The sequence below is a fragment of the Micromonospora sp. URMC 103 genome (assembly GCF_051386435.1).
GTDB lineage: Bacteria > Actinomycetota > Actinomycetes > Mycobacteriales > Micromonosporaceae > Micromonospora.
Window position 1 is genome coordinate 380778 of sequence record NZ_JBPQTR010000005.1, and the last position, 18357, is coordinate 399134.

The following is an 18357-nucleotide window of genomic DNA, read 5'->3' on the forward strand; positions in this document are numbered from 1 at the left end:
GGTGGGGCCAGCGACCGGACGGACGCCGGCCCCCCACGTCACCAGGTCGTGGGCTTGCCCTTCTGGAACAGCCACACGTCGAAGAAGGCGGTGAGCTTCTGCCCGGACTCCCGCTCGGAGAGGGCGATGAAGTCGGCCGTTGCGGCGTGGTTGTACCGGTGGTTGGCCGCCCACGCGCGCAGGATGCGGAAGAAGGCGCCGTCGCCGATCTTTTCGCGCAGCGCGTGCAGTGTCATGGCGCCCCGGTTGTACGGGATGTTGCTGAACATCTCCTCGGGGCCCGGGTCGGCGAGGACGGTCTGCCAGAACGGCGAGGACGCGGCCCGACCGTAGTTGCTGCTGCTGTTGAAGGTCTGGCTGACCGACGCGCCGCCGGTGTGCTCGGTGTACATCCACTGGGCGTAGGTGGCGAAGCCCTCGTTGAGCCAGATGTCCGACCAGCGTTCGGGGGAGACGCTGTCGCCGTACCACTGGTGGGCCAGCTCGTGGGCCATCGTGCCGACGCCCGCGGCGCTGGAGAAGATCGGCTTGGTCTGGGTCTCCAGGGCGTAGCCCACGTCGGGGGCCCGATCGATAATCGCCCCGGTAGAGGCGAAGGGGTACGGACCGAACGTCGCGGAGAAGAAGTCGATCATCTGCGGGATCTGTGCCACCGCGGCGGCGGACCCGGCGACCAGCCGTGGGTCGATCGCGACGTACACCGGGATCCCGCTGGGCGTGGTCGACTCGGTGACCTGGAAGTTGCCGATGGTGATCGTCGCCAGGTAGGTGGCCATCGGCTCGGTCGAGTCCCACGTGAAGGTGGTCCAGCCGTCCCGGGTCTTCTGAGACAGGAGCTGGCCGTTGCCGACGGCCGTGAGCCCCGCCGGGACTCTCGCCGTGAACCGGAAGGTGGCCTTGTCGGTCGGGTGGTCGTTGGTGGGCAGCCAGGCGGGCGCGCCCTGGGGCTCCCCGGCGACGAACGCGCCGTCGTCGGTAGGCACCCAGCCTTCGATGGACCCGTCGGGGTCGGTGATCGGGCCCGGTACGCCGGCGTACTTCACCACCACGGTGAACGTGTGTCCGGCCTTGAGCTTCGGACGCGGGGTGACGATCAGCTCCTGGCCGCGTCGGGTGAAGCCGTGCGCATGCCCGTTGACCGTCACCGTGGAGACCTTCGGACCGCGGAAGTCCAGGTTGAACCGGTCGAGGTCCTGGGTGGCGACCGCGGTGATGGTGGCGGTGGCGTCCATGAACCGGGTCGCCGGGTCGTAGGAGAAGGTGAGGTCGTAGTGCTGGACGTCGTACCCGCCGTTGCCCTGGTCGGGGAAGTACGGGTCGCCGACGCTCGCCGCACCGGCCGAGTAGCGGGCAGCTCCAGGGGCGCCAGGTGCGGCGCCTGCCGCGGTCGGCGCCGCCACCGAGCCGACAGCCACCAGGACGACCGTGGCCAGCGCGGCACCCTGCAGGCGTGGGATTGTCATGTGAATCCTCTCCATCGGACCGCCGTGGCAGCGCTGCCAGCGGACGTCTACGCCCTATCCATCCGCACGGAGCGCTCAGGCGTCAAGGTCTGCAGGCCATCTCGCCTCCCGGACTGCGCGGCGTCGCGTCCCGCCCCCAAACGCGGCGAAGCGAAAGTTGCATCTTGCAAACTGATTGATGCATGACGATACTCGCTGAGAGCGCCCTCGGAAGACACTGGTCGATCAGGCTCCCGATCGCGCCCACGGGGCCACGACTCAACGGGCCCGGTCACTCCCAAGGAGGAGCCAGTGAGAATCAAGCTCAGTCCGTTCGCCGGATCCGCCAGGATGCTCGCCGCAGCCGTCGGTGTGGTCGCCACCACCGCCTTCGCGCTGCCGGCCGCCGCATCGGCGTCCCCTCAGGACTTCAGTGCCAGCCAACTCGCCGAGGTCGGCGACGCGGTGCAACGCTCGGGCGTCGAGGGCATCGCCTGGCACGTTGACCCCGCATCCGGTCGTGTCGTCGTGACCGCCGATGACACCGTCTCCCGCGCCGAGATCGCCACGATCAAGCAGACCGCCGGCACCAAGGCGGGCGCGATCCGCGTCGAGCGTGCGTCCGGGGTCTTCAGCCCGCTGTTGTCCGCCGGTGACGCCATCTACGGCGGCGGATATCGTTGCTCGCTCGGCTTCAACGTCGTGAGCGGGTCCACCTACTACTTCCTCACGGCCGGGCACTGCGGAAACGTGGCCAACACCTGGTACAGCAATGCCACCCAGAGCACCCTGATCGGGCCGACCGTCAACTCCAGCTTCCCGGGCAACGACTACGCGCTGGTCCGCTACGACAACGCCGCGCAGAGCCACCCCGGCGGGTTCACCGTGGCGGACGCGTACGTCGGGGAATCGGTCAAGCGGACCGGGTCGACCACCGGCACCCACAGCGGAACCGTCACCGCGCTCAACGTCTCGGTTCGCTACTCGGGGAAGGGTGGGGGCACCGTGAGCGGCATGATCCAGACCAACGTGTGCGCCGATCACGGCGACTCGGGTGGCCCGCTCTACGACGGGTCGAAGGCGCTCGGCCTGACCTCGGGTGGCAGCGGTGACTGCACGACCGGTGGCACCACCTTCTACCAGCCCGTGCGCGAGGCGGCCAACGCGTACGGCGTGACCGTCTACTGACGGCGATCCCTGTAATCGGCGGGGCTTACGGCTGCGGCCGTAAGCCCTGCCGGTTTTCCGTCCACCGCTGGTAGGCCATCTCGGCCACCACAAGGTCCTGCCAGCCCATGCCGACGCTCTTGAAGACCGATGAACCGGTGGTGGGCGTCAGGCGTACCGCATCGCGAATCTCGATGAGATCGTCCTCGCGGACGACGCCGGCGCGTACGGCCTGGATGATGTCACCAGCTTCGCGCAGGGCGACGCCGCGGGCCTCGACCACCACCCGTTCGGCGGCGCCGATCGTCGCGTCGTCGAGTTCACGGGCGTCCGGCTCGTGGGAGCCCACCGCGACTACACAGGTCCCCGGGCGCAACCGGCGGCCGTCGAAGAGCGGCTGGCGGGCCGTGGTGGCGCAGACCACCACGTCCGCATCCGCGATGTCGTCGCGGCTGCCCACGCGCGCGTCCAGACCGCTGTCCCGGACCCTGGCCACCAGGGCCGCCGCGCGGTCGGGGTCCCGGCCCACCACCGTGACGGTGCCGAGGGGGCGGATGGCGCGCAGCGCCTCCACATGCCCCCACGCCTGTGGGCCGGAGCCGAGCACGACCAGGTGTCGCGCCTCGGGCGCGGCGAGGTGGTCCACCGCGACCGCGGAGACAGCAGGGGTTCGCAACGTCGTCAGGGCCGTGCCGTCCAGCAGCGCCACCGGCGTCAGCGTGACCCGGTCGTAGAGCACGTACAGCGCCTGGACGCGTGGGAGCCCACGGTCGGGGTTGCCCGGAGCCACCGTGCTCAGCTTCACGCCCACGGCGGCCGCGGTCTCGGCGGGCATCAGCAGCAGCTGACCGTGCGCCACGTCGTGAATGGAGCGCTGCAGGGACGCCTGCGGATCGAGCCCGCGGGACAGTGCCTTCGCCAGTGCGGTGACGGCATCGGCGAACGGCACCAGGCCGATGACGTCAGCCTCGTGGAGGTACGGCAGTGTCGCGCTCATCGGCTCCCCGCCGTCACGGTCGCCGCCAGCGGGGCGGTGTGGGCAAGGACGGTGGCCTGGGTGCCGGTGTGCATTCGTGCCAGATCGTTGTGGGCGAGCTGCACGATGGGCAGCGTGATGCCGTAGATCTCGGCGGCGACAAGGGCCCCGATCACCAGGATCGCGTCGCGCTCGGCCAGGAGAAGGGCCGCCGGCGCGTGCCCCGACCGGATCAGCTCCGCGAGCACGGCCGTGGAGGAGCTGGAGCCGCGCCCGGCCTGCATCGCGAGGACCTGCCCGGCGATCGTGGCGCCGCATTGCGGATGGTGGGCGTCGACGATCACTCCGCAGGGGTCGACCCCGCCCCAGAACGAGAGCGGTTCGTCGAGCGCGAGTACGACACCGCTCGCCTGTCCCGGATGCAGGGAGCGGCCTGACAGCGTCACCTGGTCATCCCCACAGCCGCTCATCGCGTACCACCCTCCCGGCTCTCGCCGAGGCGACACACTCGGCCAGGCTTCCCAGTACGGTGTCGATTCCGAGGTTGGCCGGCGCGTACCAGGCCCACTTGCCCGAGTTCGTCATCACGGTGCGGATCCCGTCGCGCAGCACGGGCGTCACGTAGGTGCAGGTGTCGGTGAGGATGCGGCCACCCGCGTCGCGCACGGCGTCGGCGTACCCGCGTGCCTCCGCCTCGGCCAGCACGGTCCGGCTGGTCGACACGAACACGTCGACCGACGAGCTGAACGGCGGGCCGCCCCGCAACTCGCGCGCCAGGGCCGCGAACTCGGACAGCGAGAAGTGCGGTGTGCCGAGGCTGACGGCGTCGAGTGACGTCGTGGCGGCGGTGCTCAGCCGCTCGCGCGCTCGCCTGAGGTCGTGTGCCGTCACCGGCACGGTGGTGGCCGCAGGCCCGAGCACCGCGTCCAGCGTCGGCGCCTCCGGGGTTATCCCCACAAGGTGGAACAGCGCGACGCCGCCCGCGGACGCGGCGGTCGCGCCGAGCGCCTTGGCCCGGTCCTCGGTGACCCCGCCGTCGTTCAGGTCGCCGGGCAGGCCGGTGAGCGCCGCGACCCGGGTTCCGGCGAGTTCGCCGAGCAGCGCCCCGATCGCGGGCCAGGTGACGTCGTCGTCCAGCATCGCGGCGGGGACCGCTGAGAAGTCGAGCACCAGCGCGGCGGCGCGGTTTCGCTCCAGGTGCAGACCGGAGTAGGGGACCCGGCCGGCAACGCCGGCGGCGATGTCGATGAAGTCGCCGTACCGGTCCGTGCGCGCCCCGAGTACCGAGTTGACGAAGGCGATGGCGTTCGACTCCGCCCACGCTACGTGGCTGCCTCTCGCCGGCCGGTGGCCGGACTGGTACGGCGCGCACGACCAGATCGGCTCGCAGCCGAGGGCCGTGTGCGCGTCCATCAGGCGCCGGCCGTTCTCGGCCACCTCGGGGTCGGCGCGTACCAGCTCGGGATGCAGCAGATCGAGCGAGCCGACGTTGAGCGTCGTGCGCACCCGCACCCGGGCGCCGAGGGAGACCAGCCGTTCGGTGAACTCCAGCCCTGCCACGCCGTGGTACAGGCAGCCATCGGCGTGCGCCGACTCGATCGGCACCAGTCGTTCGGCGCCGTTCGCGCGCGCGACCCCGACGATCAGCCGCATGCACATCGCGGTGGCCGGGCCCTGCTCTCCGGCCAGCATCGACTGTTCCTCGGCCGTGAGGACCAGGCCGTCGTCGCCGGGCATCAGGCTCCTTCGCCGGGGGTCGGCGTCACGTAGGCGTCGAGGTCGACGGACAGGTCGTCGCGGTAGGACGGTGCGGCTGCGACGAGCACGCCGTGCCAGGTGCGGGTGCGGCCAGCGGGGGAGGCAGTCATGTCGGGAAGCCCTTTCGTGACGGCCAGTAAAATATTACACAGCGGTCCGATGGGCTCAAGTCACACGTCCGTAACACCCCCACAAGCAGCTCTGGAGCAACGTTGTGTCGTGTGCCATAGTGCGGTGCTACGTCACACAGCAGTGCTACCAATCGCTACCTGACCGTCCACGTGTGTCGGTCCTCGAGGGAAGTGAGTGTGGACAATGACGTCATACCTAACCCGACGGCTGTCACGAGTCGCCCTCGTGGGCGGCGCGGCCGTAGCGGCCATGATGCTCTCCGCCTGTGGTAACGGGCTCGCCTCGGGAGGGGGCGAGAAGGCGGACAACGGGCCGATCGTCCTCGGCATGCTGGCTCCGCTGTCCGGCAGCAGCTCGGCCATCGGCCCGTACATGAAGAACGGCGCGCAACTCGCCGTCGACGAGATCAACGGCAAGGGCGGCGTCAACGGGCGCAAACTCGAACTCAAGGTCGAGGACGAGGCGTGCGACGCCAAGAGCGCCACGGCGGGCGCCAACAAGCTGGTCACCGCGGGTGTGAAGATCTCGGTCGGCGGCTACTGCTCCAGTGCGACGCTTCCCACGCTGCCGATCTTCGAGAAGGCCGACGTGCCCATGCTCATCCCGGCCGCCAACTCGAACGAGTTGGTCGCGCAGCACAAGAAGAACGTCTTCCTGATCAACGGCACCGGCGCGCAGCAGTCCGACGCCGCGCTGGAGTTCATGAAGAAGGTGGGTGCCACCAAGGTCGCCCTCATGGACGACAACACCAGCTACTCCAAGGACATCGCCGACACCACCGCCAAGCTGCTGACCGGCTCGCCGGCGCTCGCCGGACGCGAATCGGTCACCGCGGGTGAGAGCGACTACAGCGCCAACGTCAACGCCATCCTGAAGGGCCAGCCGGACTTCATCTACTGGACCGGCTACTACCAGGAGGGTGGCCTCATCATCCGTCAGCTGCGGCAGGCGGGCTACAACGGCAAGATCATGGTCGCCGACGGGTCGGTCGACCAGAAGCTGGTGGACATCGCCGGCCCCGAGGCTGCCGAAGGCGCCTTCGCCACCATGACGCAGACCCCGGACACGATCCAGGGCGCCGACAAGTGGATCGCGGACTACAAGGGCAAGTTCGGCGCGGCCCCGGGTCCGTACTCCACCCAGGCATACGACGCGGTCCGGGTGGCCGCCGAGGCGGTCGCGAAGGCCGGCTCGACCGACGGCGACGCCATCATCAAGGCGCTCGAGGGAATCGACGGTTTTCAGCTGTTCTCCGGGCCGCTGAAGTTCACGCCCGACCACACGCTCTCCAGCGGCGGCTTCCAGATCCTCACGGTGGAGAAGGGCAAGATCGTCCTCAAGGACACCCTGCAGTAGGTCGCACGCTCCCGGCGGCGCACTCCCAGGAGCGCGCCGCCGGGGCGCTCCCCGAAGGACTCCCATGACCCAGCTCATCTGGAACGGTCTCTTCGTCGGATCGTTCTACGCCCTGGTCGCCTTGGGCTACACCATGGTGTACGGCATCATCAGGCTCCTCAACTTCGCCCACGGCGACCTGTACATGCTCGGCGCGTTCGTCGGTTTCGGCGTCCTGAGCGTCGCCGGCGGGCTGGCGACCGGCCTCGGCTTCGTGGCACTGCTCATCGTCCTGGTCATCGCGATGCTCGTGACCGGAACGGCCGGCCTGCTGCTCGAGCGGATCGCCTACCGTCCCCTGCGCGGCGCGCCCCGGCTCTCCGTACTGATCACCGCGGTGGGCGCCTCGTTCGCGCTCGAGTACGGGATGCGGCTGGTGGCCGGGCCCAACCCGGAGGTCTACCCGGTGCGGCTGGCGGGCGACTCGGTCAACCTGTTCGGCGCCCGCATCACCATCCAGCAGGTGGGTCTCATCCTGATTGCGATCCTGCTGATGGCCGGCCTCCAGTGGCTCGTCATGGGCACCGAGACAGGGCGGGCCATGCGCGCCATCTCCCAGGACCCGACGGCAGCCCTGTACATGGGCATCAACGTCGACGCCGTCATCGCGCGTACCTTCTTCATCGGCTCCGCCCTCGCCGGCGCCGCCGGCGTGATGGCCGGCGGTTACTACGGCAAGATCGACTTCCTGATGGGGTTCATCATCGGGCTCAAGGCGTTCACCGCGGCCGTCATCGGCGGCATCGGCAACATCAAGGGCGCCATGCTGGGCGGCCTGACGCTCGGCCTGCTCGAGTCGATCGGCACCGCCTGGATGGGCGGGCAGTGGCGCGATGTCTTCGCCTTCGGCTTCCTCATCGTCTTCCTCACGCTCCGCCCGACCGGCATCCTCGGCGAGCGTGTTACGGAGCGTGTCTGATGACCACCAACCTCGCCACGTCACCCGCCCGCGCCCGTGCGCTCTTCGACCGCATCCAGCAGAACCGCTACGTCGGCCTGATCGGACTGGCCGTCGCGTTGTTGGCGCCGTTCATCACCGCGACCAACTACGCCCTGTCGGTCATGACCTCCGCACTGCTCTTCGTGATGCTCGCGGTCGGCCTCAACATCGTCGTCGGCTACTGCGGCCTGCTCGACCTCGGGTACGCCGCGTTCTTCGCGATCGGCGCCTACGTCAGCGGAATCCTCGCCACCCGGTACGGCTGGCCGCTGCTCGCCACGGTGCCCGTCGTCATCGTCGCGGCGGTGGTCGCGGGCATCGTGATCGGTGGGCCCACCCTGCGGCTGCGCAGCGACTACCTGGCGATCGTGACGCTCGGCTTCGGGGAGATCATCCGGGTCACGGCGAACAACCTCACCATCACCGGTGGGCCGTCCGGCATCTACGGGATCCCCGGCATCATGCTGCTCGGGGTCGACCTGAGCGGCCCGGTCGGCCTCTACTACACCTGCGTGGTCGTCGTCGCCCTGGCCGTCCTCGGCGCGGCGCGGCTCGGCCGCAGCCGGCTCGGACGCGCCTGGCGGTTCATCCGCGAGGACGAGGACGCGGCCGAGGCGATGGGCATCAACACGTACCGGGTGAAGCTCGCCGCCTACATCGGCGGCGCCATCTGGGGTGGCCTCGCCGGCATCCTGTTCGGCGCCCAGCTGTCCGCCATCTCCCCACCGAGCTTCACCTTCCTGTGGTCGGCCCTCATCCTGATGGCCGTCGTGCTCGGTGGCATGGGCTCGACGCCGGGCGTCGTGCTCGGCGCCATCGTCATCAGCGTGCTGCCCGAGCTTCTCCGGGACGCGGCGGACTACCGGTACTTCGTGTTCGGGATCCTGCTCATCATCGTGATGATCTTCCGTCGGCAGGGACTGTGGCCGGCGCGGGCCGTGGAACGGCAGTCCCGGCGCGACCAGCGCAAGGCCGAGGAGCATGACGTGCGCGAGGCCGAGGAGGTGGTGCCGTGAGCACGCCAGAACCCGTACCGCTCCTGCGGGTGCAGGATCTGCACCTGGACTTCGGCGGCGTGAAGGCCGTCGACGGGCTGACCTTCCACGTCAACGAAGGCGACGTCCTCTCCCTCGTCGGACCCAACGGTGCCGGCAAGACCAGCGCGTTCAACTGCGTCACGGGCTTCTACAAGCCCACCGGCGGCTCGATCACGCTGCACGGCGCGAACATCACCGGCCTGCGGCCGTCCGCCATCGCGGCCCGGGGGATGTCGCGCACCTTCCAGAACCTGCGCCTGTTCGGTGAGCTGACGGTGCTCGACAACGTCCGCGCCGGGATGCACCTCCGGCTGCGGCAGAACGCCCTCGACGCGCTGCTGCACACGCCGCGGTTCCGGCGCTCGGAACGTGAGGCGACCGATGAGGCGAACCGGTGGCTCGACTTCGTGGGCCTGCGCGGCGACCGCGGTGGTCTGGCGCGGAACCTTCCGTACGGCGAGCAGCGGCGCGTCGAGATCGCCCGCGCCCTCGCCTGCGGGCCCAAGGTGCTCCTGCTGGACGAGCCCGCCGCCGGCCTCAACTACGGCGAGAAGGGCGAGCTGCTCGATCTGCTGCACCGCATCAGCGCGCTCGGCGTCGCCATCGTGCTCATCGAGCACGACATGGATCTCGTCATGCAGGTGTCGCGCCGGGTCGTCGTGCTGAACTTCGGCCGGGAGATCGCCGACGGCACTCCCGATGAGGTACGCCGCGATCCGGCCGTGGTCGAAGCGTACCTCGGCAGGGACGACGACGAGGAGGCCACGAGCGAGGAGATGACGAGCCATGAATGACGCCGCCGGCCGCTGTGCACTGGAGATCGACGGTCTTGACGTCCACTATGGCCGCATCCACGCCCTCCGGGGGGTGACCCTGACCGTCGGCGAGGGCGAGATCATCACCCTGCTCGGCAACAACGGCGCGGGCAAGACAAGCACCCTCGCCACCGTTTCCGGAGTGGTGCGGTCCACCGGCGGCACCGTGCGCGCGTTCGGCAGGGACATCACCAAGGCCAAGCCCTGGGAGATCGTCGGCTCCGGGGTGGTGCACGTGCCGGAGGGACGCCGCATCTTCCCCCGACTGACCGTGCACGAGAACCTCCAACTCGGCGGCTACCTGGTGACCGACAAGGCCGTGGTCAGCCGCCGGATCGACGAGGTCTACGCCCTGCTGCCGCGGCTCGCCGAGCGCCGCAACCAGCAGGGCGGGAACCTGTCCGGCGGCGAGCAGCAGATGCTCGCGGTGGGTCGCGCGCTGGTCGCGGGGCCCAAACTGCTGATGCTGGACGAGCCCTCGATGGGGCTCGCACCACTCGTGGTGGCCCAGATCATGAACCTGATCCGCCAGATCAACGCCGACGGCACCTCGGTGCTGCTCGTCGAGCAGAACGCCCGTGCCGCGCTCAAGATCGCTCATCGCGCGTACGTCCTGGAGAACGGTGTGATCACCCTGCAGGGAGCGGCTCGCGAGCTCGCGCGCGACTCCCGCGTGGTCGAGGCATATCTGGGGGCCTGACGCGATGCAGGACGTTCGCGCCACCGACTACCACACGGCGGGAGAGCCGTTCCGCATCGTCACCGAAGGCGTCCCGGAGATTCCGGGCACCACCGTGCTGGAACGGCGCGAACACGCCCAGCGCGACGAACAGGTCGACGCGGTGCGCCAGCTCCTGGTCAACGAACCTCGTGGCCACGCCGACATGTACGGCTGTTTCGTCGTGCCACCTGACGACGAGGGCGCCCACTTCGGAGTGCTGTTCTGGCACAAGGACGGCTACTCGACGGCGTGCGGGCACGGCACCATCGCGCTGGGCGTGTGGGCCGTCCGGAGCGGGCTCGTGGACGCCGCCCCGGACGGGGAGACCGACGTGGTCATCGACGTGCCATCAGGTCGCGTCACGGCCACCGTCTCCTGCGTGGCCGGCGAGGTCCGCGACGTCAGCTTCCGCAACGTGCCCGCGTACGTGCTGGGTCGCGGCATCACCGTGAACACGAGCCGGGGCCCGGCGCGCGCGGACATCAGCTACGGAGGCGCGATCTACGCCTCGGTCGACGCCTCGGAGTTCGGGCTGTCGGTCGAGCCCGAGCACTACGGTGACCTGCTGGCGCTCGGCCGCGAAATCAAATGGATTCTCAACGAGACCGAATGGGCCCGGCATCCGAGCGAGCCGCGGCTCGACGGCATTTACGGCACAATTCTGTTCGAGGATCTCGGCCGTCGCTCCGACGGCCCGCACCAGCGCAACATCACCGTCTTCGCGGACGGTGAGGTCGACCGCTCGCCGTGTGGGTCCGGCACCTCCGCGCGGATCGCGCTGTTAGCATCGTCGGGGCAACTCGCCCCTGACCAGGTGCTGACACATGACTCGGTGGTCGGGACGCGGTTCCTGGGCCGCGTCGTGGAGGAGCTGGAAGCAGAAGGCCACCCGGCCTACGTTTCGGAGGTGCGGGGGATGGCCTACCGAACCGGCGAACACCTTTTCGTTTTTGAAGCCAACGACCCCGTCGGACTGGGATTTGCGCTGCGATGAAGGAGACAAGGGGTGACATCGCGACCGGGCGCTCGGCCCCGGGCGCGCTCTCTCTGCCGCAGTTCGGGGGCCGGCCCAACCTTCGACAGGAGATCGCCCACTCCCTGCGGGGTGCGATCATCACGGGACAGATGCGACCCGGCGTGCTCTACTCCGCGCCGACCCTCGCCGAGCAGTTCGGTGTCTCCGCCACGCCGGTGCGCGAAGCGATGCTCGACCTCGCCAACGAGGAACTGGTCACGATCGTCCGGAACAAGGGCTTCCGAGTCAGGGAGCTCAGCGACCGGGACCTGGATGAGATCACCTCGCTACGCGCACTGATCGAGGTACCCACGGTGGCCGAGATCGCCCGGACCATCAACGAGCCCACGCGGGCGGCGGTCGAGGAGTTGCGTCCCTTGGCGAGGGACGTGGAGCGGCTCGCCGAAACCGGGGACCTCATCGGCTATGTCGAGGTCGACCGGCGTTTCCATCTCGCGTTGCTCGCCCTGGCCGGCAACCGGCATCTCATCGACGTGGTGGGGAACCTGCGAGCCCGCAGCCGGCTGTACGGCCTGCAAGGGCTCGCCGAGCGCGGCGAGCTGGGACGTTCGGCCGCCGAGCACGAGCAGATCGTCGACCTGGTGATAGCTGGCGACGCGCCGGGGGTGGCGGCTCTGATGCGACGCCACATCGGCCACGTCCGCGGCTCCTGGGCCGGCTACCACGAACCCTGACCGCGGGCACCACACGAAGCCCGGCCTACCGGGCGCGCACGGAGGGCAACGTCGCAGCGCCGGTCCGGCCCCCGGCTTGCGGGCGACCACCGACCGGTATCGGCCGGTGGTCGCCGGACGGGCGACGACCGCCACGACGTCCACGAAGCCTCCGCACCCTCGCCGCCTGCATCATCACGTGCTGACGGCGAGCCGCCGGACGGCTCACGGCCGACGGTGCCGCGGCGGCCGCCCGAGGGCGGTGCCGGTCAGCGGGTCTGCACGCGGATGTCGTCCGGCCACTGCAGTTGGACGCCCAGGTCGGTCAGTGTCGCCTGGAATTCGGCACACAGCTCGGGCTTCGAGCGGACGGCACGGGGCGGTACGCCTCGTTTGATGCTGAACGCCGCCAGCGCTCCGGCGGCCTCGCCGACATTCCACTCCACGGGGTGCAGCCGGTAGCAGCCGTTGGTGATGTGTGTGACGCCGAGGCTCTTGCCCGCGGCGACGAGATTCTCGAGCCGAACCGGCACCAGGGCGCCGAGTGGGATCTGGAAGGGGTAGGTCGCGATGTCGAGGTAACCGCGGCCCGACGTGCTCGGGTGCAGGTCGATGCGGTAGCAGCCCACGCCGACGCTGTCGCCGAACGTCTCCGCGCTGGTGGCTCCCGGCCGGGCCTCGACGCCCACGTGTTGTTCGAGGACCGTGAATTCGGCCCGGATACGTCGTGCCTCCCGGATGTACGGGGCGGCGGCGAGCCCGTCCGCTGTGCCCAGCACATCACCGCGCGGACGCAGCATCGGATACCCGACGCCGCCGTCCGGGCGTGGCGCCTCGGTCTGCAGCCAGTGCACGAAGGAGAGGGTGAGCTGCCGCGCCCGCTCGAGACCCGCGGTGCGCTCCGCCGCGGGAACTCCGGTGATGGGGGAGAGCCAGTAGTCGATCTGCGGCCAGTTCACGAGCGTGATGTCGGGAACTGCAGGGCTGACGTGCTGGCCGTAACGGATACGGCGGAACGTCCAGAGGTCGCGTTCACCGGGGGCGCCGAAGAGGGGACGCTTCAGCGGCTTGCCGGTCTCCGGCTCCTCGGTCACCCACCCGAGCTGGGGGCCGGGCCAGTGGGAGGCGCGGTAGTCCCTCCAGAAGGAGTACTCCTCCGGCCGGTCGATCGTGTGGTCCTCTCCTGGGCGAAGTTCGAGCGCGACGCACCAGGTGATGGCCTGCTGGTCGTGCGGATCGGCGGGGCCCGCCAGCGCGTGCGGTTCGCCGGTCTCCGCCGTGCTCTCCGCTCCGAGGACGTGCTCGGCCCCGGTGAGCGGCAGCAGGTCGCCCTCTTCGGTGGCGTCGAGGACGTAGCGGGCGGTGATCCGGACCGTCTCGCCGTCGCGGGTGTCGGTGAAGGTGACGGCGTCGATCCGGTCGAAGGTGACGTCTGCCGAGATCGGCTCGTGCCGGGTGAGCAGGCGCACCTGACCCAGACTGAGCATCGGTTGCAGCATGTCGTGCAGGACACCGTGGACGACGGTCGGCTCGGCGGCCAGGTTGCTGACCCACGCCTCGCCCGGGTTCAGGTGTGCTGCGGACCGGGCGGCGGGGGTCAGCGGGCGGGTGCGCCGGTACGCCTCGCGTACCGCGTCGCGCATCTGGCGGTAGGTGGCGGTGACACCGGTGTGCTCCACCCAGGGATGCTCGTCGGGCGGGACCGCCTGGGCGGTGAGCTGCCCACCGATCCAGTCGGTCGATTCGGTCAGGATGACGGTTTGCCCAAGTCGGGCCGCCGACTGGGCGGCGGCCACGCCGCCACAGCCCGCGCCCACGACGAGGACGTCGCAGTCGAGTTCCATGAGGTTCTTTCGCTCGGGGGGACTAGCGGGAGCTGCCGTGTGCGAGGCTCTCGGTGATCTGGCGCCGCGCCAGCAGGTACGCCAGAAGCACGGGCAGCGTGGAAATGGCGGTCGCCGCCATCTGCACGTTCCACAGGGGATGCCCCGTCGCGTCGGTGTATCCGGTGATCGCGACCGGCACGGTGAACAGCTCCACCCGGTTGAGGAAGACCAGCGGCTCGAGGAAGGAGTTCCAGCTGGCGAGGAACGCGATGATCGCGACCGCGCCGAGCATCGGCCGGGCCAGCGGCATCGCGATGTGCCAGATGATGCCGAGCCGGCCCAGCCCGTCGAGCTGGGCCGCCTCTTCCACCTCGGGTGGCAGCGACTGGAAGAACTGGCGGATGAGGAACGTGGCCATCACACCGGTGGCGCCGAACACCGGCAGGATGATCAGCGGCACGTGGGTGTCGACGAGATTGACCAGGCGCAGCATCTTGAACAGCGGGATGAGGGTGACCTCCGCCGGCAGCATCAAGGCGCTGAGCAGCAGGAAGAACAGCAGGTTACGACCGGGGAAGCGCAGCCGCGCGAACGCGTACCCGGACAGCAGCGACAGCGCGCAGGTCAGTGCGGTGACGGCCGCCGCGATGTAGACGCTGTTCCAGATCTGCAGGGCGAACGGCTGGAGACGGAAGACCTCGCTCAGGTTCTCCCACGCCACATGCTGCGGGATCAGCCGAGGCGGATACGAGAAGATCTCCGCCGGCGGCTTCAGCGCGCTGGAAACCATCCACAGGAACGGGAAGACCAGCGGCGCGACGGCGACGATGAGCAGGACGTACAACAGGGCGCGCAGCGCCAGGGGCCGAAGCCGTGTCCACCTACCGGATGTTCGCTCACTCACTGTGCACCCACTTCTTGCGCGCCCACCACTGCACGGCGACGAGGGCCAGCGTGATGGCGAACAGCACCACCGCGAGCGCACTGGCGTAGCCGGTCCGCATGAGTTCGAAGCCCTGCTGGTAGATGGCGAAGGCGAGCACGGTGGTGGCGTGCGACGGGCCGCCGTTGGTCATCAGCAGGATGTAGTCGAAGACCTGGAACGAGCCGATGAACGTGATGATGACGACCACGAGGGTGGTGGGGGCGAGCAGCGGAAGGATCACCCGCCGGTACATCTGCCATTCGCCGGCTCCGTCGAGGCGTGCCGCCTCGATCGCCTCCTTCGGGATGTTTCGCAGCGCTGCCAGGAAGATGACGGCCTTCAGCCCGACGGTCTTCAAGGCGGCGACGACGATCACCGCGGCCAGCGCCGGTTTCGCCTCGAACAGCCAGTTCGGCCCGATGATCGACACCGCGCTGAGCAGACTGTTGATGGTCCCACCCTCACCCTGGAGCAGGAACCGCCACACGATGGCCCACGCCGCCTGGGACGTCACCACGGGCAGGAAGGCAAGTGCCAGGAACAGTTGCGCGCCGCGGAGCTTGCGGTGCAGCACAAGCGCCAGGAACAGCGACAGCGCGACGTTGATCACCACCAGACCGATCGCGAAGATGCCGGTGGTGACGACGGCTCGCCAGAATGCCGGGTCCTCGGTGGCCATGGTCTGGTAGTTGTCCAGACCGACGGGTTGGACGTCCTGAGCGAGAAGGTTGCTGTCGGTGAAGCTGAGCAGCAGCACCGCGACCAGCGGGATCAGGACGACGACGAGGAAGCCGAGCATCTGCGGGGTGATCAGCAGGTATGCGGTGAGCGCTTCACGGACACGCCTCGTACGCCTCGCGGAAAGCCCGGCCCGTGCTCCCGCATCTGCTGGTGTGCGCCCCGACGCGGCCCCGTATGGCGACGGCGGCGCCGTCGCGGACTTGACCGTCATGGCGTCAGGACCCTGTGCCGTCGCGCTTCAGCAGCGGATCGAGCTGCTGGCACAGGTTGTCCATGACGTCCTGCACGTTCGCGTTCTGCACCCACAGCTTGTCGAACACCGGCGCCGACGTCTGCAGGACCTCCGGCCACGTGGCCGGGTAGCGGAACGGGTAACCCTTCTCGATGCTCGACACCAGGACCGGGTCGATGGCGTCCTTGGGCAGCGGGCCCTGGGCGTAGATCTGCTCTGCCTGGTCGAGCACCGACTTGCGCGCTGGCGGGAAGAACGACGCGAGTTTCTGGGCGCCCTCCTTGCTGCTGATGAACTTCACCAGGTCGGTGGCGAGCTTCTCGTGCTTGCCACCCTTGAAGGCGACCAGGCCGGCCTGCCCGGTGAAGTTGACCGGGCCACCCGGCCCGCCGGGCAGCGGGGCGACTCCCCAGTCGAAGCCCGCGCCCTTGAGCTGGCTGAGCCGCGAGGTCTGGGTGAACGTGACGGCGGCCTTGCCGGCGAAGAAGTCAGCCTCGTTGCCCGGCGGCACCGCGGTCTTGTCGGTGAACGCCATCGCCCGGTACGCCTGGATCGCCTCCACCGACTGAGCCGAGTTGAGCTGGCACTGCCCCGTGTCGGGGTCGAAGACCTTGCCACCGTACGCGCGGATCAAGGGTTCCAGGGTGGTCCAGACGAGCTTCCCGTAGATGCCGCCGTCGTTGCTCTGGAAGGCGTAGCTCCCCGTGGGAAGGGTGGGCTGCACCTCGCGCCCGAGGTCACTCAGGGCCTGCCAGGTCCAGTCGCCGCTGGCAGCGAGCTTCGCGGGATCCGGCGCGCCGGCCTTGGCGAGCAGATCCTTGTTGTAGATGGTGAAGAACGGGCTGGTCGAGAACGGCACGCCCCACACCTGGTCGCCGCTCTGCCAGTTGGTGAACGACGCCGGTACGAAGTCGTCGAACTGGTACGAGGCGTCCTTCTTGAGCTCCGGCCCGAGGTCGACGAGTTGGCCGTTCTTCGCCATACCGACCGCGTCCGGGGCGCCCATCCAACCGAGGTCGGGCGGGGTACCGCCGGAGAGCCTGATGGAGATCTTGGTGAGGTAGTCCGCCTGGGGGATCGACTGGATCTCGACCTTGCCACCGCCGTGGGTCTTGGTGAACTCGGCGCTGAGGTCGTTGAGCAGCTTCAGCTGGTCGGGGTTGGTGGTCCAGACGGTCATGGTCAGGTTCTCTGAGCTGCTGCCGCTGTCGCCGCCGCCGACACCGCAGGCGGTGAGGGCGAGGGTGGTTGCCACAGCGGCGCCGAGCAGGGAGGCCCGGAGTCGTGGCATGCTGATCAACCTCCTGATGCCGAGGGGATGGGGGAACTCAAAAGACGCGGGGTATGCGGTGGGTGTCGGGATCGCCGCCCCTATTCAGGAACGGCGGTGAGGGTTCGGCCGGGCGCCTCGGGGCAGGGCACGAGTCGGCAGCCCGGTGGGTCGCCCTCCAGTTGGGCAAGGAGGTCCTCCACCGCGAGGTGGCCGATGCGGTAGCCGGGGACGGTGAAGCCGGACCAGGGGGTGGTGCTGCTGTCCTCCTCCGTCAGGCCGGCGACGGCGAGGGACAGGTGGGTGTTCCTGTCCGCGCCCACCTTGGCGGCGAGCCCACCGACGAGTTCGGCGTACTCGCTGCTTTCCAGCATCAGTCCGGTCACCCCGGTGTCGAGCAGGTGGTGGAGCAGCGCTTCGTCGACCTCGGTGACGGGCGAGAATTGCAGCTGTACGTCCAGGTTGCTGGTGGTGAACGCCGAGAGCCGGTCGACCGAGGCGGGCAGGTTCGGGTCCGCGCCCAGATAGGCGATCTTCCGGTGGCCGAGGGCGGCGAAGCGCTGCGTCAGCGTGCGCGTGGCCGCGGCGTAGTCGGGGGCGACGCTCGGGACCTCACGGCCGTCGGCGAGGAACCGGCGGCCGATGAAGACGAACGGGTATTCGTCGTCGCACAGCTGCTCCAGTTCGGCCGGGATCTCGTCTCGGCCGAGCAGCACAGCCGCGTCGGCCAACCGCAGCTTGTTCTCTCCCGAGGCATAGATGGTGCGCACTGCGCCGCTCGTGCCGCTGCGTCGCCCGGCGGCGCTCGTGAACAGCAGGAGATCCTGGTCGTGTGCCTCCGCCGCCTCCTCGATCCCGAGGAGGAAGCGGTGGTAGAAGGTGCGATGCGCGACGGGGAACACCTTCTCGTAGGTGAAGACGCCGATGATCTGACTACGGCCGTTGGCGAGCCGGCGCGCGAGTGGGTCTGCGCGGTAGCCGAGTTCCCGTGCGATCGCGAGGACTCGCTGGCGGGTGGCCTCGGGGATGCCGTCGGCACGGTCACGCAGAATCATCGACACCGCTGCCTGCGTGACGCCCGCCTGCCGCGCGATGTCGGCCTGGGAGACCCGCGACCGGGCGCCTCGCCCCGATCTGCTTATGCGCATAAGCGGACGCTACGCACGGCTCCTCCGAGAGGTCAAGTCACGCGCATCGACTTTTTCGCGTCGCTGGATGTGGCACGCGTCACCAGGGCTGAAGATCAACATGGGGCGTGGACCTCCGCCCGCGGGCGTCGCGGACCTTGCCC

General features: G+C 69.3%; 18 protein-coding genes. 8 read left to right on the forward strand and 10 right to left on the reverse strand.

Annotation, left to right across the window (positions count from 1 at the left end; genetic code table 11):
- Nucleotides 1-38: 38 nt before the first annotated feature.
- Nucleotides 39-1463: a M1 family metallopeptidase gene (locus ACSNOA_RS14990; protein ID WP_436658846.1), complete on the reverse strand. Its 1425-nt coding sequence runs from the start codon at nucleotides 1461-1463 to the stop codon at nucleotides 39-41.
- A gap of 291 nt (nucleotides 1464-1754) precedes the next feature.
- Here ACSNOA_RS14990 and ACSNOA_RS14995 point away from each other — a divergent pair, with 291 nt between their 5' ends.
- Nucleotides 1755-2630 (forward strand): S1 family peptidase, encoded by an 876-nt coding sequence (locus tag ACSNOA_RS14995; protein ID WP_436658848.1) that lies wholly within the window; start codon nucleotides 1755-1757, stop codon nucleotides 2628-2630.
- A gap of 25 nt (nucleotides 2631-2655) precedes the next feature.
- On the opposite strand, the gene ACSNOA_RS15000 is transcribed toward ACSNOA_RS14995, so the two are convergent.
- Genes ACSNOA_RS15000 through ACSNOA_RS15015 form a run of 4 tightly spaced genes read right to left on the reverse strand, consistent with a single transcriptional unit; the run spans nucleotide 2656 to nucleotide 5453 of the window.
- Nucleotides 2656-3606, reverse strand: coding sequence for an ornithine cyclodeaminase family protein (locus tag ACSNOA_RS15000; protein ID WP_436658850.1), 951 nt, complete (start codon nucleotides 3604-3606; stop codon nucleotides 2656-2658).
- Nucleotides 3603-4031 carry an aconitase X swivel domain-containing protein gene (locus tag ACSNOA_RS15005; protein ID WP_436658852.1) on the reverse strand — a complete coding sequence of 143 codons (429 nt, stop codon included), beginning with the start codon at nucleotides 4029-4031 and terminating at the stop codon, nucleotides 3603-3605. The genes ACSNOA_RS15000 and ACSNOA_RS15005 overlap by 4 nt, the downstream gene beginning before the upstream one ends.
- Before the next feature lie 4 nt (nucleotides 4032-4035).
- On the reverse strand, nucleotides 4036-5322 hold the full coding sequence (locus tag ACSNOA_RS15010) for an aconitase X (RefSeq protein ID WP_436658855.1): 1287 nt from the start codon (nucleotides 5320-5322) through the stop codon (nucleotides 4036-4038).
- A complete protein-coding gene (locus ACSNOA_RS15015; protein ID WP_436658857.1) occupies nucleotides 5322-5453 on the reverse strand; it encodes a hypothetical protein in 132 nt (43 codons plus the stop codon). Before ACSNOA_RS15015 ends, ACSNOA_RS15010 begins: the two co-directional genes overlap by 1 nt.
- A gap of 205 nt (nucleotides 5454-5658) precedes the next feature.
- Here ACSNOA_RS15015 and ACSNOA_RS15020 point away from each other — a divergent pair, with 205 nt between their 5' ends.
- The 7 genes from ACSNOA_RS15020 to ACSNOA_RS15050 all read left to right on the forward strand — a co-directional run bounded on the left by ACSNOA_RS15020 (nucleotide 5659) and on the right by ACSNOA_RS15050 (nucleotide 12093).
- The gene (locus ACSNOA_RS15020) at nucleotides 5659-6831 is read left to right on the forward strand and encodes a branched-chain amino acid ABC transporter substrate-binding protein (protein ID WP_436658859.1); all 1173 of its coding nucleotides are present in this window, start codon (nucleotides 5659-5661) and stop codon (nucleotides 6829-6831) included.
- Between the two features lie 64 nt (nucleotides 6832-6895).
- A complete protein-coding gene (locus ACSNOA_RS15025; RefSeq protein ID WP_436658861.1) occupies nucleotides 6896-7789 on the forward strand; it encodes a branched-chain amino acid ABC transporter permease in 894 nt (297 codons plus the stop codon).
- Nucleotides 7789-8826 carry a branched-chain amino acid ABC transporter permease gene (locus ACSNOA_RS15030; protein WP_436658863.1) on the forward strand — a complete coding sequence of 346 codons (1038 nt, stop codon included), beginning with the start codon at nucleotides 7789-7791 and terminating at the stop codon, nucleotides 8824-8826. The genes ACSNOA_RS15025 and ACSNOA_RS15030 overlap by 1 nt, the downstream gene beginning before the upstream one ends.
- On the forward strand, nucleotides 8823-9641 hold the full coding sequence (locus tag ACSNOA_RS15035) for an ABC transporter ATP-binding protein (RefSeq protein ID WP_436658865.1): 819 nt from the start codon (nucleotides 8823-8825) through the stop codon (nucleotides 9639-9641). The genes ACSNOA_RS15030 and ACSNOA_RS15035 overlap by 4 nt, the downstream gene beginning before the upstream one ends.
- Nucleotides 9634-10362: an ABC transporter ATP-binding protein gene (locus ACSNOA_RS15040; RefSeq protein ID WP_436658867.1), complete on the forward strand. Its 729-nt coding sequence runs from the start codon at nucleotides 9634-9636 to the stop codon at nucleotides 10360-10362. The genes ACSNOA_RS15035 and ACSNOA_RS15040 overlap by 8 nt, the downstream gene beginning before the upstream one ends.
- Before the next feature lie 4 nt (nucleotides 10363-10366).
- Nucleotides 10367-11377 (forward strand): proline racemase family protein, encoded by a 1011-nt coding sequence (locus ACSNOA_RS15045; RefSeq protein ID WP_436658869.1) that lies wholly within the window; start codon nucleotides 10367-10369, stop codon nucleotides 11375-11377.
- On the forward strand, nucleotides 11374-12093 hold the full coding sequence (locus ACSNOA_RS15050) for a GntR family transcriptional regulator (RefSeq protein ID WP_436658871.1): 720 nt from the start codon (nucleotides 11374-11376) through the stop codon (nucleotides 12091-12093). Before ACSNOA_RS15045 ends, ACSNOA_RS15050 begins: the two co-directional genes overlap by 4 nt.
- 248 nt (nucleotides 12094-12341) lie before the next feature.
- Here the strand turns inward: ACSNOA_RS15050 and ACSNOA_RS15055 are convergent, their stop codons facing one another.
- The 5 genes from ACSNOA_RS15055 to ACSNOA_RS15075 form a co-directional block, all read right to left on the reverse strand.
- Nucleotides 12342-13916 (reverse strand): FAD-dependent oxidoreductase, encoded by a 1575-nt coding sequence (locus ACSNOA_RS15055; RefSeq protein ID WP_436658873.1) that lies wholly within the window; start codon nucleotides 13914-13916, stop codon nucleotides 12342-12344.
- Between the two features lie 22 nt (nucleotides 13917-13938).
- Nucleotides 13939-14802, reverse strand: coding sequence for a carbohydrate ABC transporter permease (locus ACSNOA_RS15060; protein WP_436658875.1), 864 nt, complete (start codon nucleotides 14800-14802; stop codon nucleotides 13939-13941).
- On the reverse strand, nucleotides 14795-15622 hold the full coding sequence (locus ACSNOA_RS15065; RefSeq protein ID WP_436658877.1) for a carbohydrate ABC transporter permease: 828 nt from the start codon (nucleotides 15620-15622) through the stop codon (nucleotides 14795-14797). The genes ACSNOA_RS15060 and ACSNOA_RS15065 overlap by 8 nt, the downstream gene beginning before the upstream one ends.
- A gap of 157 nt (nucleotides 15623-15779) precedes the next feature.
- Nucleotides 15780-17087, reverse strand: a complete 1308-nt coding sequence (locus tag ACSNOA_RS15070) for an ABC transporter substrate-binding protein (protein WP_436658879.1) — start codon at nucleotides 17085-17087, stop codon at nucleotides 15780-15782.
- An 80-nt stretch (nucleotides 17088-17167) separates the two neighbouring features.
- Complete coding sequence (locus ACSNOA_RS15075; protein ID WP_436658881.1) at nucleotides 17168-18214, reverse strand: LacI family DNA-binding transcriptional regulator; 1047 nt, start codon at nucleotides 18212-18214, stop codon at nucleotides 17168-17170.
- Nucleotides 18215-18357: the final 143 nt, after the last annotated feature.